Annotated in this window: 14 protein-coding genes; 4 read left to right on the top strand and 10 right to left on the bottom strand. The window is 75.3% G+C overall.

What is annotated here, in order from left to right; translation table 11 throughout:
- Positions 1-143 precede the first annotated feature (143 nt).
- From ACFVTF_RS25940 to ACFVTF_RS25925, 4 genes are all read left to right on the top strand, one after another.
- Complete coding sequence (locus tag ACFVTF_RS25940) at positions 144-1,013, top strand: class I SAM-dependent methyltransferase (protein ID WP_387816864.1); 870 nt, start codon at positions 144-146, stop codon at positions 1,011-1,013.
- 318 nt (positions 1,014-1,331) lie between these two features.
- Positions 1,332-2,216: an oxaloacetate decarboxylase gene (locus ACFVTF_RS25935; protein ID WP_387816863.1), complete on the top strand. Its 885-nt coding sequence runs from the start codon at positions 1,332-1,334 to the stop codon at positions 2,214-2,216.
- A complete protein-coding gene (locus ACFVTF_RS25930) occupies positions 2,213-2,515 on the top strand; it encodes a hypothetical protein (protein ID WP_387816862.1) in 303 nt (100 codons plus the stop codon). The genes ACFVTF_RS25935 and ACFVTF_RS25930 overlap by 4 nt, the downstream gene beginning before the upstream one ends.
- Entirely contained in the window at positions 2,512-3,582 is a 1,071-nt protein-coding gene (locus tag ACFVTF_RS25925) for a bile acid:sodium symporter family protein (RefSeq protein ID WP_387816861.1), read from the top strand. The genes ACFVTF_RS25930 and ACFVTF_RS25925 overlap by 4 nt, the downstream gene beginning before the upstream one ends.
- On the opposite strand, the gene ACFVTF_RS25920 is transcribed toward ACFVTF_RS25925, so the two are convergent.
- The 10 genes from ACFVTF_RS25920 to ACFVTF_RS25875 all read right to left on the bottom strand — a co-directional run bounded on the left by ACFVTF_RS25920 (position 3,548) and on the right by ACFVTF_RS25875 (position 15,621).
- Positions 3,548-6,409 (bottom strand): BTAD domain-containing putative transcriptional regulator, encoded by a 2,862-nt coding sequence (locus ACFVTF_RS25920; RefSeq protein ID WP_387816860.1) that lies wholly within the window; start codon positions 6,407-6,409, stop codon positions 3,548-3,550. The genes ACFVTF_RS25925 and ACFVTF_RS25920 overlap by 35 nt on opposite strands.
- 189 nt (positions 6,410-6,598) lie before the next feature.
- Positions 6,599-7,441 (bottom strand): hypothetical protein, encoded by an 843-nt coding sequence (locus tag ACFVTF_RS25915; protein WP_371515572.1) that lies wholly within the window; start codon positions 7,439-7,441, stop codon positions 6,599-6,601.
- Entirely contained in the window at positions 7,438-9,237 is a 1,800-nt protein-coding gene (locus tag ACFVTF_RS25910; RefSeq protein ID WP_387816859.1) for a GMC family oxidoreductase, read from the bottom strand. The genes ACFVTF_RS25915 and ACFVTF_RS25910 overlap by 4 nt, the downstream gene beginning before the upstream one ends.
- Entirely contained in the window at positions 9,234-9,593 is a 360-nt protein-coding gene (locus ACFVTF_RS25905; RefSeq protein ID WP_387816858.1) for a hypothetical protein, read from the bottom strand. The genes ACFVTF_RS25910 and ACFVTF_RS25905 overlap by 4 nt, the downstream gene beginning before the upstream one ends.
- A gap of 299 nt (positions 9,594-9,892) precedes the next feature.
- Positions 9,893-10,939, bottom strand: a complete 1,047-nt coding sequence (locus ACFVTF_RS25900; RefSeq protein WP_371515575.1) for a TIGR03617 family F420-dependent LLM class oxidoreductase — start codon at positions 10,937-10,939, stop codon at positions 9,893-9,895.
- A gap of 83 nt (positions 10,940-11,022) precedes the next feature.
- Complete coding sequence (locus ACFVTF_RS25895; RefSeq protein ID WP_387816857.1) at positions 11,023-12,261, bottom strand: NADase-type glycan-binding domain-containing protein; 1,239 nt, start codon at positions 12,259-12,261, stop codon at positions 11,023-11,025.
- 3 nt (positions 12,262-12,264) lie between these two features.
- Positions 12,265-12,900 carry a phage tail protein gene (locus tag ACFVTF_RS25890; protein WP_387816856.1) on the bottom strand — a complete coding sequence of 212 codons (636 nt, stop codon included), beginning with the start codon at positions 12,898-12,900 and terminating at the stop codon, positions 12,265-12,267.
- Positions 12,897-14,858 (bottom strand): putative baseplate assembly protein, encoded by a 1,962-nt coding sequence (locus tag ACFVTF_RS25885; RefSeq protein WP_387816854.1) that lies wholly within the window; start codon positions 14,856-14,858, stop codon positions 12,897-12,899. The genes ACFVTF_RS25890 and ACFVTF_RS25885 overlap by 4 nt, the downstream gene beginning before the upstream one ends.
- Positions 14,858-15,313 (bottom strand): GPW/gp25 family protein, encoded by a 456-nt coding sequence (locus tag ACFVTF_RS25880; protein ID WP_387816853.1) that lies wholly within the window; start codon positions 15,311-15,313, stop codon positions 14,858-14,860. The genes ACFVTF_RS25885 and ACFVTF_RS25880 overlap by 1 nt, the downstream gene beginning before the upstream one ends.
- Entirely contained in the window at positions 15,310-15,621 is a 312-nt protein-coding gene (locus ACFVTF_RS25875) for a PAAR domain-containing protein (RefSeq protein WP_387816852.1), read from the bottom strand. Before ACFVTF_RS25875 ends, ACFVTF_RS25880 begins: the two co-directional genes overlap by 4 nt.
- Positions 15,622-15,678 lie beyond the last annotated feature (57 nt).

The following is a 15,678-nucleotide window of genomic DNA, read 5'->3' as shown; positions in this document are numbered from 1 at the left end:
CAGCGCGAACGCGCGAAATCGCGCCGCTGCGAACCGGCTCCCAGCCGGCCTCCGCGTCGCTATGATGATCGGCCTCACGTCCACGGCGTCCCTCCGCGGCGTGAACCCGCCACCGCGCCCCACCCGCCCTCCTGGAGGCCGCCGTGCCCACCGCCGAGACCGCAGCTGCCCGCCCCGCGCCACTGACCCGGGACGACATCCCCGGCTGGTTCTTCCGTCTCGACCGGGCGGCCTTCGGCCACCTGCTGGCGGCCCAGACCACGGCGGGCGCCACCGGCGACATCCTCGAACTCGGCAGCTACCTCGGCCGCAGCGCCGTCCTGCTGGGCGACCACCTCCAGACCGGCGAACGGCTGACCGTCTGCGACCTGTTCGACTCCGAGGCGGGCGACGCGGACAACGCCGCCGAGATGGCGATGTCCTACCGCAAGACCCTCACCCGGAGCGCCTTCGAGGCCAACTACCTCGCCTTCCACGGCGAGTTGCCGAAGATCGTGCAGGCGCCCACCTCGGTGCTGGCCGACGGCCGGATCCCGGCCGGGAGCTGCCGGTTCGTCCACGTCGACGCCTCCCACCTGTACGAGCACGTCGCCGGGGACATCGCGGTGACCAAGGCGGCGCTCGCCGAGAACGGCGTCGTGGCGCTGGACGACTACCGCTCGGAGCACACTCCCGGCGTGTCGGCGGCGGTCTGGGAGGCGGTCTTCACCGGCGGCCTGCGGCCGGTGCTGCTCACCCCGATGAAGTTCTACGGCACCTGGGGCGACGCCGCGGCCGTCCGACAGGTCCTGCTCGCGCGCGACTGGCGGGCCGAGGGCTACACGGTGGACGACGACACCATCGCCGGGGAGCCGGTGCTGCGGCTCAACTACCAGGTGAAGGCCCCCGTCCAGCAGTCCACCTCGCGCCGGCTGGCGCTGGACCTGCTGCCGCCGGTCGCCACCCGGGCGACCCGCCGGGTGCTCCGGACGCTGCGCGAGCGCCGCGCCGTCCGTCCCGTTCCGGCGTCCTGACGCTCCGGCGCGCCGACGCGCGCCCGTAACTCCCCCCGCCCCCCGGCTGCGGCTGCGGCTGCGGCTGCGCGCCCATCGCCGAGGGCGGGGGACTCTCCGGTGGCCGGGCCCGACCTGATCAGGGCGGTGGCGTGGATCTTCCACGTCACCGCCCTTTTCATATGTCTGACATATATTCAATTCAACGCCTCACTCGAATGAGTGAATCTCCCTTAAAGATTTGCCCACGTAACGTTAAAGGCCACATAGTGATGGCATCTCAGTTTGGTCTAGGGAAGACCAAGTTCAGGCAAAGCCACCACGAGTGAGGAGAAGGCCTTGTTCCACGGAACCACGGCGTCGGGCCACGGGCAGCGCCTCCGCGAGGAGATCGCGAGCCCGGGAGCCACGCCCCTCATCGGCGTCTACGACATGTACTCGGCCTCCATCGCGGCCGAGCACTACAACGGCATGTTCGTCTCCGGATTCGGCTTCGCCGCCTCCTACTACGGACTGCCCGACATCGGGTTCATCGCCTGGCCGGACATGGTCGGCTTCGTCGAACGGCTGCGCGGCGCCTTCCCTCGGCACCACCTCCTGGTCGACATCGACGACGGCTACGTCGATCCCGAGGTCGCCTGCCACGTCGTGCGCAGGCTCGAACGCATCGGCGCGTCCGGCGTCATCCTGGAGGACCAGAAACGGCCGCGCCGCTGCGGCCACGCCGACGGCAAACAGGTCCTCCCGCTGGAGGAGTACCTGGAGAAGCTGGACCTCGTCCTCGCCAACCGGACGGACCTCCTGGTGGTCGCCCGCACCGACGCCACCGAGGAGGAGGACATCCTGCGCCGTGCCCGGGCCCTCGCCGCCACCGACGCCGACGTGGTGCTGGTCGACGGGGTGCGCAGCGAGGACTGGATCCGGCGGATCCGGCGGGTCGTCGGCGACAAGCCGCTGCTGTTCAACCAGATCGCCGGCGGCAAGTCCCCCCGGCTGTCGCTCTCCGAGCTGACCGAGCTGGGGGTGGACGTCGCGATCTACAGCACGCCCTGCCTGTTCGCGGCCCACCGGGCGATGGACGAGGCGCTGGCCGGGCTGAAGGTGGCCGACGGGCGGCTGCCGGCCGACGCCGGGGAGAGCCGGCAGATCGGCGTGCGGGAGTCCACCGAACTGCTGGAGCGGAACATCGCGCGCTCGCGCGCGCTCGCGGGGGTGACGGTGTGAGGGCCGGGCTGCGCGGGCCCGCCCCGCCCCCGGCGGCCGCCGTCCTGCGGGCCACCGCGCTGGGGCTGGCCGGGGCGTGCGCCCTGCTCGCCGGCGCGGCGGCGCCCGCGGCGGCGGGCGGGGGGCTGATCACGCTCGTCGACAACTCCAACGCCGACTCCTGGGTGGAGATCGACCGCACGGCCAACGTCCAGAACGGCAGCGGCTCGGCGGGCAGCGACCACGACGGCGCCGGATCCCTGGTGGGCGGCCTGCTCGGGTCCGGCCCGGGCGGGGCGGCGATCGGGGGTGGCGGATGACCGACGACACCGTCCGCCGGGGCCGGTGGCGCGGACTGTGGCCGCGCCGGCTCGACCCGTACCTGGCCGCGCTCGTCGGGACGGTCGGCCTGGCCGCCCTGTTCCCGGCCACCGGCGGCTCGGCGCGGGTGGCGGCCATGGCCTGCAACCTGGCGGTGGCGCTGCTGTTCTTCCTCTACGGCGCCCGGCTCTCCGCCCGCGAGACGCTGGCCGGGCTGCGCCACCTGCGGCTGCACGGGCTGGTGCTCGCCGCCACCTTCGGCCTCTTCCCGCTGCTCGGGGCGGCCACCGCGCTGCTCACGCCCGTCCCGCTCAGTGGGCAGTTGCAGACCGGGGTGCTGTTCCTCTGCCTGCTCCCGTCGACGGTGCAGTCCTCGGTGGCGCTGACCGGCGCCGCCGGTGGCAGCGTCCCGGCAGCGATCTGCGCCGGGACGTACTCCAGCCTGGCCGGGCTGCTGCTGACCCCGCTGCTGGCGGCCTGGCTCCTGGACGTGCACACCGCGCTGTCGGCCGAGGGGCTGCTGCGGATCGGGGCCCAGCTGCTCGCGCCGTTCCTGCTCGGGCAGGTGCTGCGGCCGTGGATCGGCGCCTTCCTCACCCGGCACAGACGGGTGCTGACACCGGTGGACCGGGGCTCGATCCTGCTCGTCGTCTACACCGCGTTCAGCGCGGCGACGGCCCAGGGCAGCTGGGGCCTGGCCACCCCGGGCGCCCTGCTCGGCCTGCTCGCGGTGCTGCTCGCCCTGCTGGCCGCCGCGCTCGCGGTCACCGGGCTCGGCGCACGGCTGCTGGGGCTCGACCGGCCGGCCACCATCGCGGCGGTGCTGTGCGGCTCGCAGAAGAGCCTGGCGAACGGCCTGCCGATGGCCACCGTGCTCTTCGGGCCCCAGGCCGGGCTGCTGGTCCTGCCGTTGATGGCGTATCACCAGCTCCAGCTGGTGGCCGGCACCGTACTCGCCGGCCGTTGGGCCCGCGCGCCTGACGCCGCGCCCGCCGGGCAGGCGCCGCCCGCCGATCAGGTACCGGCCGCGCTCACCGGGCCGGGCGGGCCGCCCGTTCCCGGGTGAGCCGGCCCCTGGAGCGAGCGTCTGGGGCCGGTGCCTGGGGCCGTACCGCTGCGGCGCGCGCGTAGTAGTCGGCGGCGTCGGCGGTGAAGCCGTCCTGTTCCGCGAGGCGGCCCGCGCGGTCGAAGTGGTGCCACGCCTCGCCGTTGCGGTCCAGGGTGGCCAGGGCCCTCCCGCAAATGTCCAGGAGCATCGCGCGGCGCGCGACGACCTGGTCCTCCGGGGCGAGGTCGAGCGCGCACTGCGCGAGGGCGAGCGCCTTCGCCGGGCGCTCGTTCAGCAGGTGGTACCGGGCCAGGTAATAGGTCGTGAGCATCTCGGTCTGCGGGCTGCCGGCCCTGCGGGCGAGCTGCGCGGCCCGCTCGTAGCCGAGGCCGGCCAGGTTCGTGTCGCCGAGTGCCTCCCGGGCCTGGGCCAGGTTGGCGGTGGCGATCGCCTCACCCTCGGTGTCGTCGGCGCGCCGGGCCAGGTCGGGTGCGCGCAGCAGGTGCGGCAGGGCCTCCTCGTACCGGCCGTTCTGTCCGAGGACCCAGCCGAGCAGGCTCCTGACGCGGGATTCCGCGTCGGCCTCGGCCAGTTCGACGGCGGAGCCGAGGGCGTGGCCGAGCGGAGCCTCCCAGTCGGCTCCGGGCTGTTGGACGACCAGGGGCCACAGCAGCAGGGCGAGTCGCCACGCCCGGTGGTGGTGCCGGCCGGCGGCGGCCGCCGCGGTGGCGGCGACGAGGTTGCGCCGTTCCCTGGCGTACCAGGCCATCGCCTCCTCCCGGTCGGCGAAGACGGGCGTCGACACCGGCGTCCGGAAGTCCTCCGGGAGCCGGCAGCAGGGTTGGCTGCCCGCCACCGCCGCACTCGCGGCGGCCAGGGCGGCGTACAGGTAGTGGTCGAGGAGCGGAAGGAGGCGGTCGCCCCCGGGGGCGGGGCCGAGCGAGCGGGCGAACAGCCGGATGAGTCCGTGCAGGGCGTAGCGGTCGTGCCCCCGTTCCTCCACCAGGTTGGCGGCGACGAGGCGTTCCAGCACGGCGCGGCTGCCGGCCGGGCTGTCGTCCGCCAGCGCGGCGACCGCCGCCACGTCGATGTCGGGGCCGAAGTGGTGGGCCAGCAGCCGCAGGACGGCGACCGCGTCGGGCGGGAGGTGGTCCACGCTGACGCGCAGGACGGAGGCGAAGTCGATGCCATCCACCGCGAGGAAGGAGATCCGCCGCTGCCCGTCGCGGAGTTCCTCGACCGCGTCGCCGAGCGAGCGCTCGGGCCGCACCGCCAGCCGGGCCGCCGCCAGTCGCAGGGCCAGCGGCAGCCCGTCGCACAGCCGCACCAGGCGCCCGGCCGCGTCCGGCTCCGCTCCGACCCGGTCCGGTCCGAGGATGCGGGCGAACAGTGCCTCGCCCTCCCCCGGCCCGAGCCGGTCCAGCAGCAGCGGGCGGGCGCAGTCGCCGGCGACCAGGCTCTCCAGCCGGTTGCGGCTGGTGACGACGGTGGCGCAGCCCTGGGCGCCGGGGAGCAGCGGGCGGACCTGGTCGTAGCTCAGCGCGTCGTCGAGGATGACCAGGAGGCGGCGGTTCCGGAGCAGCGAGCGGTAGAGCGCCTCGGCGGCGGCGGTGTTCTGCGGGATGTCGTCGGGCTGGATGCCGAGCGCGCCGAGGAAGTCCCGGATGACGAAGGCGGGGTCGGCGATCGGGGCGGTGTCGACGAAGCCGCCGAGCCGGGCGAAGAGCACGCCGTCCGGGAAGTCCGCCGAGGCCTGTTGGGCCCAGTGGGCCACCAGCGCGCTCTTGCCGATCCCGGCCGGCCCGGTGACCAGGCAGATGGGCGAGTCGTGTGCGGCGTGCCGCACGGCCGCGTCGAGGGCGGCGAGTTCGCGCTTGCGCCCGGTGAAGCCGGCCGGTCGGCGGGGCAGCAGGAGCGGTCGCCGCAGGTCGTGCGCGCCCGGCTGTCCCGCGCCGCGGTGTGCGTCCGCCTGACGGTGCGCGTCGGCTCGGCGGTGCGCGTCCGCCTGGCGGCGGGTGGCCTCCTGCCGGTCCGCGGCCTCCTGACCGTGGAGGCCTCCGGGCTGTCCGTGGGGGCCCCCGGGCCGGTGCGTGTCCTCACGTCGGCGGGCGGCGCGTGGCGGGCCGAGGATCCGGTCGTAGGCCTCGACCATCGCGGGGCCCGGGTCGACGCCCAGTTCGTCACCGAGCAGTCGGGCCGTGCGGTGGTAGAGCTCGATGGCCTCGGCCTGCCGGTTGGTCGACAGCAGGGCGTCGAGCAGGAGCGCCACCAGGGACTCGCGCAGCGGATGCCGGTCCGCCGGGCCGCGCAGCACCGCGACGGCCTCTTCGGCGCGCCGGCCGGCGGTCAGCGCCTGGCCGAGCTCCTCCACCGCGCCGAGCCTCGCCTCCTCCAGTTCCGCTGCTGCGGCGACGACCGGGGGCGTGCCGCAGAGTCCGGCGAGCGCCGGGCCGCGCCAGAGCGCGAGGGCCTTGCGCAGCTCCGGGATCCCGGCCGGTGCGCCGTCGCCGGTGCGCGCTTCGGCGACGGCGGCGCGGAACCGCTCGCCGTCGATGCGGTCGGCCGGCGTCTGGAGGAGGTAGCCGTCGCAGGCGGTGGCGATGGTGACCGGGCCCACGGGGTGCAGCAGCCGGCGGAGTTGGGAGACGTGCCCCTGGATCACGGTCTTGGCGTGTCTGGGCGGCTGCTCGCCCCACAGGGCGTCGGTGAGGCGGTCGTTCGTGACCAGCGCGTCGTTGGCGAGGAGCAGCATCGCCAGCAGGGTCCGGCGTTTCGGTGGCCCGATCTCGACGAACTGCCCGTCGCGCCGGACTTCCACCGGTCCGAGCAGCCGGAATTCCAACAAGGGTCCCTCCCCACTGCCGATCACCTGCGCAGTGGGTAAGGCTACCCTTGTCAGTGGACACTCACGAGCACACCCCCAGCTGCGGCGGAGCGGTCAGGGGTGCACACGAGAACGGTGCCGGCGGTCCGCTGCCCGCCCGCTCGGGTGGTGTCGACCCTGACCGTAGCCCACCCCCGGCGGGCGGGCACATCACCGGACGTAGTAGGCGCGGTTGTGGGCGGCGACCGGCGGGGACTGGTAGGTCCAGACCCCGGCGGCCGGGGCGTCGGCGATCAGGTGGGCGAGGTCGCGGGCGGACTCCTCCGCGGGGTTGCCGAGGTCGAGCCGGACGCGGTCGGCGGTGCGGTCGTCCAGGGCGTAGTAGCGGTAGGGGTGGTAGACGTTGAGCGGGCCGGCGAGCAGCTTGCCCTCGTCGTCGGTGCCGTAGCCGGTGATCGGGGTGTTGTTGACGGATTCGGCGGTGAGGCCGATCAGGTTCACGTCGAGGGCGAGGAGTTGCTCGTCGTGGCGGCGCAGCCCGTCCTCCCCGAGGGTGGCCCGGCGACAGGAGACGGACCAGCGCTCGCGCACGGCGGGGGCGTTGAGCGAGGGCAGCGCGGTCTCGAACCAGCCGGGGTGCTTGGGCTCGGCGTACAGGCGGCGCCCGGCGTCGATGGCGAGCGGGTTGTCGCACAGGACGTGCAGGCGGGCGATGCCGAGCAGCTTGGTCTGGTCGTAACCCCGGGCGTACTGGCCGTAGTTGAGGACGGGCAGGCGGTCCCCGGCGAACATCGGGTGGGCGACCAGGTTGATCTCCAGCTCCTCGGTGATGCCACCACCGTTCGGGTACTGGGCGAAGTACAGCTGGTAGTTGAGGGACACGCAGGCCCCGCCGTCGAACACGGCGGCGGTCAGGCCGGGGTGGCGCTTGCCGAGCAGCTCGCGCGCCCGCTCGGGCTCGACGAGGTAGTCGACGCCGATGTTGTGCAACGCGCCGTAGTGGAAGGGCAGGTGGTACGGCTCCGGTACGGGCGGGAGCGGCAGGCCGGTCATGGTGTCTCCGGAAGGGCGAGCGAAGGAGCGACGGACGAAGGGGTACCGGCGACGGGCACCGGGCGGTGCAGGTCCAGCAGGTCCTGGTGGATCCGGTCGGCGCTGCGCAGGGCGAGGGCGGCCATGGTGAGCGAGGGGTTGGAGGTGCCGAGCGAGGGCATCGAGCCGCACCCGACGGCGTACAGGTTGGGGTGGTCCCAGCAGCGCTGCCAGTGGTCGACGACGGAGGTGCCGGGCGAGTCGCCCATGACGTGGGTGCCGCCGGCGTGGCCCGCGCCCCGGTAGCCGTAGGCGGTTCCCAGGTGTTCGAGGCGGCCCGGCCACTGCGGACCGGCCGGGTAGGCGGTGTGGTCCTCGGCGCCGAGCAGGGCGAACAGCTGGTCGGAGACGGCCCGGGCCGAGACCATGCCCGCGCGGACGTACTCGTCGAGGTCGTAGCGGACGGCCGGGCCGGGGAGGCCGAGCGGATCGCGCCGGTCCGGGTCGAGGGTGACCCGGTTGGCCGGGTCGGCGGGCTGCTCCAGTTCGAACTGGAGCGAGAACTGACGGCCTAGCCGGTCGCCGAGGCGTGCCCGCAGCTCCTTGCCGCGCAGCCCGGCGGCCAGCAGCGCGGCCGTCTCCGCCTCGGGGGAGCCACCGGCCCAGGACCAGCCCCAGTTGCCGATCTCGATCCGGAACGGGGCCCGGCGGGCGCGGCCCGGGCCGAAGCGGAAGGCCTCCAGGCCGCTGGTGGAGCCGGGCCCCCGGTAGGGGCCGACCTGGCCGGGCATGAGCCCCCAGGTGAGCAGCACCGGGTGGTCCATCAGGTTGCGGCCCACCTGGTCGCTGCGGTTGGCCAGGCCGGACAGGAGCAGCAGCCGGGCGTTCTCGACGGCGTGCGCGGCGAGGACGACCAGGTCCGCGTCCACCCGGTGGGCCGCGCCGCCGGCCAGGTACTCGACCCCGGTGGCGCGCCCGGTCACCGGGTCGGCGAGCACCCTGGCCACCACGGCCCCGGTGCGCAGTTCGATGCAGGGCGCCCAGCGGGCCTGGGTGCGCAGCGGCGTGTACTTGGCGCCGGTCGGGCAGACCGGGACGCAGCTGGCGCTGCCCGCGCAGGGCGGGCCGAAGCTGTCGCCGGGCCGGGTGGGCAGGCCGTTGCGGGCGTGCGGGGTGCCGGCGACGGCGAGCCGGGCGGGGCCGGGCATGGCGGGGTCGCGGACGGTCCGGCCGTCGAGGGCGTGGGCGAGCCGGCGGTCGAGATGGCTGGCCGGGATGGCCCGCATGGGGAAGGCGTAGTCGTCCGGGATCGGCAGTCCGACGGCGCGGCGCTGCTCCCCGGCGTCGGCGGCGACGCCGAGTTCGTGTTCGGCGGCGCGGTAGTACGGCTCCAGGTCGTCGTAGCCGATCGGCCAGTTGCGGCCGCGGCCGAGGTCGCCGGTGCGGAAGTCCTCGGGGTGCATGCGCGGGGTGAGGCCGGTCCAGAGCAGTCCGGTGCCGCCGTTGGCGCGCAGGTAGCCGCTGGCGTACGGCAGCGGGCCGTCCTGCCGGAGGTGTCCGGTGGCGGTGAAGCCGCCGCCGGGGAGCCCGGTGAGGTCGGTGACGTCGAGGGACGGGGCGTCGGGGTCGTGCGGGTAGGGCGAGGTGGGCGGGCCGCCCCCGGCCGCGCGGAAGGCGGCGGCGGTCTCGGGCCCGGAGGGCGCGGTCCGGCCGGCTTCGAGGACGAGGACCCGCCGGCCCTGCGCGCCGAGGCGGTGGGCGACCAGCGTTCCGGCGAAGCCGGCGCCGACCACGACGACGTCCCAGCGGGCGGTCACCGTTCCTCAGCCCCTCGGGGCGCCTCGGCCCAGCTGCCGTGGCCGGGGGCGGCGGCGCCGGGCGGGTCGGCGCGGAAGGTCCGCCAGGCCAGGCCCTGGTCGTAGGCGCGGGCGGAGCTGGGCGTCTCGCCCGGCCAGGAGCCGACGTACCAGAGGTGGACCAGGGCGTGGTCGTCGCGGACCCGGTGGGCCAGGGTGGTGCGGTGGTGCTCGTGCGCCATGCCGGTGGCGCGCAGCTCGGGCTCGTCGAAGCCGGTCAGTTCGGCGCACACGCGCAGGAACTCGTCGAAGTCGGCGAGGTCGTCGGGCGCCCCGAACTCGGCGAGGCAGTCAACGGCAGGATGGTCGTCTGGCACGGACAAGCGGGCACCCCCACGGTCGTTGACGGGTGGCCAAGACATGACAGACCGTGGGGTGGGTGGAAACGGCGGCCCGTCACGGTCTGCCAGCGCGATCCTGCCGCCCGCCGTCGCCACCGGGAACCCGTTGCCCGAATGTGCCCGGTCTTGGCCGCCTCCTGCCCGATCGGCCGCCCACCGCGTTCGGTCGGCGGCTGTTTCCGGTCGGGCTACGGGGGTGGGCCGGGGTCCGGCGGGGGTCCGGCAAGGGGTCCGGCGGGGGGTCCGGCAAGGGGTCCGGCGGGGTCGGGCGGAGCTCAGCCGAGGGCGCGGACGGCCGCCAGGACGTCGAGTCCCAGCTCCGGGTCCGCCTCCTCCGGCAGGCTGACGGACAGCCGGTCGACCAGGCCCGCGTACCGGCGGGTCAACTCGCGGGCGACGTCCTCGACCGGACCGGACACCGCGAAGGTGTCGAACACCTCGTCGTCGATCAGCGCGGCCATCTCCGCCCAGCGGCCGCGCACCGAGTGGGTGTGCAGTTCCTCCTGGAGCCCCTCCCACCCGTGCTGGGCCAGCACCGGGCGGTAGGCCGGGGTGGAGGCGTAGAACGCCAGCCGCTCCCGCACCCCGGCCCGGTTGGCCGCCAGTTCCTCCTCCGTCCGGCCGGTGGCGGTCAGCACGCTGCCGGCGACCTCGAACGGCCGCGCCGTCCACGGGGCGCCCTCGGCCTCGGCCTGCGCCCGGGCCCCGGTCAGACCGGGCAGCACCTGCTCGGCCAGGTAGGCGGGCGACGAGAACGGGTGGCTGAGGAAGCCGTCGGCCACCGCCCCCGCCGTACGGGTCATCAGCGGCCCGACGCCGGCCAGCAGGATCCTCGGCACCCCGGCGGGGACGGGGTCGGGCGAGAAGACCGGCGTCATCATCGTGTGGGTGTAGAACTCGCCCCGGAAGCGCAGCCGTTCGCCGGTCTGCCAGCTGTGCCAGATCGCCCGCACCGCGTGCACGTACTCGCGCATCCGCGCGGCCGGGCGGTCCCAGGGCATCCCGAAGCGCTTCTCGATGTGCGGCTTGACCTGCGAGCCCAGCCCGATGACGGCCCGTCCGCCGGAGGCCGCGTGCAGCCCCCAGGCCTGGTAGGCCAGCGTCATCGGGGTGCGGGCGAAGGCCACCGCGATGCCGGTGGCCAGCTCGATCCGCTCGGTCCGGTCGGCGGCGCGGGCCAGCTGGAGGAACGGGTCGTACGCGGTCTCGGCGACCACCAGGCGGTCCATGCCCCGGTGTTCGGCCCGCTCGGCGGCGTCGAGGATCCCCGCCGGGTGCCCGGAGGCGGTGGCGTCGAGACGGAAGGCGGGGGGTCGGTGCATGGCGGTGCTCCTGGGCGCGGGCTGCGGCGGTACCCGGGTAGCCTCCCACGCCGACGCCCGGGCCCACCTCCGCAGCCTGCCGCTCAGCGCTTGAAGAACTCCACCTCGGCCAGCGCGATGGGGATCCCCGGCCCCGTCCCGGCGGCCGCGCGGACGACCAGTGTCACCTTCACGACGTCGCTGACGCCGGTCAGCACCGTCTGCGGGCCCGGCTTGTCGTTGAGCGTCACCTTCTGCTCGTGCACCTTGCCGTCCGAGGTCGTCATCCGGAGGTCCAGGGCGGTCGGCCGTGCCTGCTGCTGGAACTGCTGCGGCTCGGTGGAGGATCCGGTGTGGATGATGACGTCCACCAGCCGGAACGGTCGGGCGAAGGGGTAGCTGATCGAGTCCCCGACGTTCGGCGCCCCCCAGTAGGTGTTGCTCAGCCCGTCGACGGTCAGTTTCGCCGGATGGCCCTCGACCTCCGCGCTCGCCACCGCCCCGGTGGGGGAGATCGCCGAGGCGTCGCGGAGCTTGTCCAGCACGTCCTCGTAGATGTTCCGCCCCGCCGGGTAGAACAGCACCCCGGCGACCACCAGCGCCGCCAGCACGAGCACCGCGATCATCCGGCGCAGGGTGCTGCCCGAGCCGCCGATGCGCACGCGGCGCCGGAACGGCCAGCGGGTGCGCCACCACGGCAGGGCCGCCACGGATTCGGTGGGGGTCAGCGGCTCCGCGCACCGCCGGCAGAACTTCCGGTCGGGCCGGTTGGGCGTGCCGCACCGGGGGCAGGGTGGGCCGACCTGGGCCTCGTCGGCCGCGGCCGGGCGGACGGTCGGGCGGGGCGCGACGGGCTTGGCGGGCTGCACCGCCACCGGGTCCGCCGCCGCCGGCTGCCGGGCGGCCGTGGGCTGCGGCGGCACCGCGCCGGGGCGGACCGGCGGCACCTCGGAGGCGGGCGCGGGCTTGGGCGCGGGCGCAGCAGCGGGCGCGGGCTTGGGCGCGGTCGCAGCAGCGGGCCTGGGCTTGGGCGTGGGCGCGGCGGCGGGCGGCCTCGCCGGCTCGGCGGGCCGGGCGGCAGGCGGTTCGGCGGGCGCCGCGGACGGCCGCGCAGGCGACTCCTCTCGGGCCGCGCCGGCGGGCGGAGCAGCGGGCGGAGCAGCGGGCGAAGCTGCGGGCGGGTTGGCGGCAGCGGGCGGGGCGGCGGCAGCGGCGGGCGCCGCGGGGGCGGGAGCCGCCGAGGAGGCGGCGGCCGTCCCCGACCAACCGAGGTAGGCACCGCAGTTGCCGCAGAAGTCGTCCCCGTCCTCGTTGGCCACTCCGCACTCGGGACACGTACGCATTGCTCAGCTCTCTTCCGCACCGAGTGGACCGAGTGGACCGGATGGACCAGGTGAACCGGGTGAACCGGGTGAACCGGACGGACCGGGCGGGCCGGGCGGGCCGGGCAGGACCTCCACCCGGCAGGTGAGGTGCACCGGGCAGGACGCCCGGACGACCGCCAGCACCTGCTCCTCGTCCACCGCCGCGGTGCGCTCGGGCCAGACCCGCACCAGCAGTTCCCCGGAGGGCGCGGGCGGCAACTCCGCGCCCGCCGTGGTGGACCAGGCCACGCCGCCGCCGTCCACGATCTGCGCGCCGACGCCGAGGATCAGCCGCAGCCGTTCCCGGAGCCCGCGCCGGGTGCCCCGCCACCGGTGCAGTTCGACCGCGCGGCCGACCACGGCGCGGCGGACCTCCTCCGGCCAGGCCGGGTCGGTCTCGACGGCGACCCAGTCCGCCAGCCACTCGACGAAGTCGGCCGGGGCCAGGCGTGGTTGGAAGTAGGCGGGCAGGTTGTCCAGGGTGGCGAAGACCGGGGCGAGGACGGTGTCCAGGCCCGCGGTGAACCGCTGGGCGAAGTCGTCCTCGGCGTAGAGCGCGGGCAGGAGTTCGCCGATCGGATGCGGGCTGGGCAGCCCGGGGACGGCCGCTCTGCTCATCGCGGACCGTCCGCCGGGAGCGCGGAGACCACGACCTGGTGCTGGTGCGAGAAGACCAGCGCGTCCGGGGCGACGTCGACCCGTTCGGCGGGCGCGCCCCGGCGCCCGGTGATCGGATCCGCCGGGAAGAGCCGCAGTTCCTCGACCGCCGTGACCCCGGCCACCTGCTGGAGCACCGCGAACACCTCCCCGTACTGCACGGCCCGGCCGAACGGCCAGCCCCTTCCGTCGGCGCCGCCGCGCAGCGGGTTGAGGTGCCGGAACAGCGCAGCGAGCGCCGCCTCCCGGACCCGGTCGCCGTCCGGGGAGCGGGTCGCGAGCCGGGCGACCACCGTCACCCCCTGGTAGTCGGGCGGTTGGACGACGAGCCGGGTGCCGACGAGCCGCCGCTCGTCCAGGGCCGTCGCGATGGCCGACAGCACCTGCTCGCCGGGGATCAGCTGCTCGAACCGCAGGCGGTCGCCCTCGTCCGCGACCGCGTCGGGGACCACCAGCACCCGCACCGCGCCCGCCTCCCCCGCGACGGCCGGCGCGCAGCGCACCCGGGCCGCCGAGGGGGCGGCCTGCCGGGCGATCAGCTCGAAGTCCCCGGCGGTGACGGCCCGTTCCTGGAGCCGCAGCAGGTGGGGGGCGCGCACCTTGGCGTTCTCCACCGTCTCGCCGTCGACCCCGCCCCTGGCCGCCTCGCGGTTGTCGACCCTGGCCACGTACGGGACGGAGCTGCGCAGCACCGTGATCGTCGCCCGGGCGACGTTCCCGGCGGTGCCGCCGCCCGTGCGGTAGCGCGGTACCCGCAGGTGCGCGCCCTTGGGCGGCACCGCGCCGAAGGCGTGCAGGCCGCCGTCGGGTTCCCGGACGGCGGGCGGGAACGCGAACTCGCCGGTGGTCGCGTCGATCACCACGTGCCGGTCGGTCGGCGCCGAGTCACCGAAGTGCTCGACGGCCGTCCACCGCTCCCAGCCGTCGCCGGCCGCGACCTCGACCACCGGGGGCCCGCCGTCGAGCAGGACGGGCGGCCTGGCGAGCCGGAAGCGCTGGCCCGCGACGCCCTCCGAGACGCCGAGCGGCGCGTCGGTCACGGTCTGGGCGTGCACGACGGTCGCGGTGCCGCCGACCGTGAACACCTCCGCCCGGCGGATCGTCGGGGACTCCGCGTAGAACGGCTGGCCCGGCTCCGGCGCGGACACCCGGCAGCGCTGCCAGCCCGCCCGGCGCCCGGCGACCACCGAGGCGACCTGCCCGGCGGGCACGAACACCACCACCTCGCCGGGCCGGTTGAGGCCGCCGGTGGTGTCGGAGCCGGTCTCGCAGGCGATCCACCGCGCGCCGTCCCACACCTCCCACGCCAGCGGGGGCTGGCGCGGGTCGACGCCGACGCCCTCGACCCGGCTGTCCAGCCGGACGACGAGGATGCAGCGCGGCACGACGGCCGGCAGCGCGAACAGCATGGCGTCCCCGACCTGGGGGCGCGGCTGGAAGCACGGCACGTCCACGCCGTCGGCCAGCCGCGCCGTGGCGTCGGTCTGCTCCCCCGCGGCGGAGACGGTGACCAGACGGTCGAGGGAGCTGGGGACGACGGGCAGGTCCTCGGCGGTGGAGAACACCACCGCCTCCTCGGTCTCGGTCCGCAGCGTGGACACCTCGGTGCCCGCCCGCAGCAGCACCGTCTCGGGCTGTGGGGCCGACAGCCAGAAGTCGACCTCGGCGGTCGCCGCGGCCGGCGGGAAGAGCCGGACGCCCAGCAGGTCGAGGAAGGCGGAGTAGTTCTTCTCCGGCACCCGGTTCAGCCGGTAGAGCAGCTGGTCCACCATGTACGCGAAGGTCTCGATCAGGGTGACCCCGGGATCGGACACGTTGTGGTCGGTCCACTCCGGGGCCCGCTGCTGGACGAACCGCTTGGCCTCGTCGACGAGTTGCTGGAACCGGCGGTCGTCCAGGTTCGGGGAGGGCAGTGCCATCAGTTCACTCCCCCGGTCACGGCGCCCAGCGCACCCGGGACGTCCTGGACGTCCGGGGCGTCCGGCGAGCTCGGGATGGTGTAGAAGGGGAAGACCAGGTTGCGGCGGTCGTTGGTGGACCGCACGGTGTAGTGGACGTCGATGTAGAGCGTGCCGTCGTCGACGGTGTCGAAGGCGATCACGACGTCGTCCACCTCGATCCGCGGCTCCCAGCGTTCCAGCGCGGTGCGCACCTCGCGCGCGATCCGGCCCGCCGTGCCGCCGTCGCTCGGCGCGAACACGTACTCGTGGATGCCGCAGCCGAACTCCGGGCGCATCGGCCGCTCCCCGGGGGCGGTGCCGAGGATCAGCCGGATGGCCTCCTCGATCTCCCGGTCCCGGTCCACCATGCCGATGCCGCCGGTGGCGTTCACCCGCAGCGGGAAGGCCCAGCCTCGCCCGATGAAGCCGCTCACGCGACGCCCCCGATCAGCACGTTGAACGCGCCGGTGACGATCTTCGCGCCGCAGGCCGTCTGGTCGCCCACCCGCGCCGCGGGCAGCCCCCCGATCAGGACCAGGCCCCCGGCCGCCGCCGTGGGGCTGGGCATGACGACGTTGCCGGGCCCGAGTTCCACGTGCGGCACGCACACGTGCAGGCTTCCGGTGACGGCGGCCGGGCGGCCGCCGATCAGTACGGTCGCCGCCGCGAGGGCGCCTGGCGGCGGGGTGGTGATGGCACCGCCGTCGCTGGTGGTGTCACCCATCCGGGCTGCGGGGGGCATCTGCGTTCTCCAATCGGGTGGTTCGAGGGGGCCGGGGGGTCGGGCCGTGCCGACGGT

Origin of the sequence: Kitasatospora sp. NPDC057940, from assembly GCF_042887425.1 — a bacterium.
GTDB lineage: Bacteria > Actinomycetota > Actinomycetes > Streptomycetales > Streptomycetaceae > Kitasatospora.
The sequence above is the reverse complement of the archived record's forward strand: the minus strand, read 5'-3'. Positions and strand labels throughout refer to the sequence as shown.

Excerpts from the sequence above, each read along its gene's own strand:
- ACFVTF_RS25890 (WP_387816856.1), bottom strand. The coding sequence starts at position 12,900 with ATGAGCAGAGCGGCCGTCCCCGGGCTGCCCAGCCCGCATCCGATCGGC.
- ACFVTF_RS25895 (WP_387816857.1), bottom strand. The coding sequence starts at position 12,261 with ATGCGTACGTGTCCCGAGTGCGGAGTGGCCAACGAGGACGGGGACGAC.
- ACFVTF_RS25875 (WP_387816852.1), bottom strand. The coding sequence starts at position 15,621 with ATGCCCCCCGCAGCCCGGATGGGTGACACCACCAGCGACGGCGGTGCC.
- ACFVTF_RS25915 (WP_371515572.1), bottom strand. The coding sequence starts at position 7,441 with ATGACCGGCCTGCCGCTCCCGCCCGTACCGGAGCCGTACCACCTGCCC.
- ACFVTF_RS25925 (WP_387816861.1), top strand. The coding sequence starts at position 2,512 with ATGACCGACGACACCGTCCGCCGGGGCCGGTGGCGCGGACTGTGGCCG.
- ACFVTF_RS25900 (WP_371515575.1), bottom strand. The coding sequence starts at position 10,939 with ATGCACCGACCCCCCGCCTTCCGTCTCGACGCCACCGCCTCCGGGCAC.
- ACFVTF_RS25885 (WP_387816854.1), bottom strand. The coding sequence starts at position 14,858 with ATGGCACTGCCCTCCCCGAACCTGGACGACCGCCGGTTCCAGCAACTC.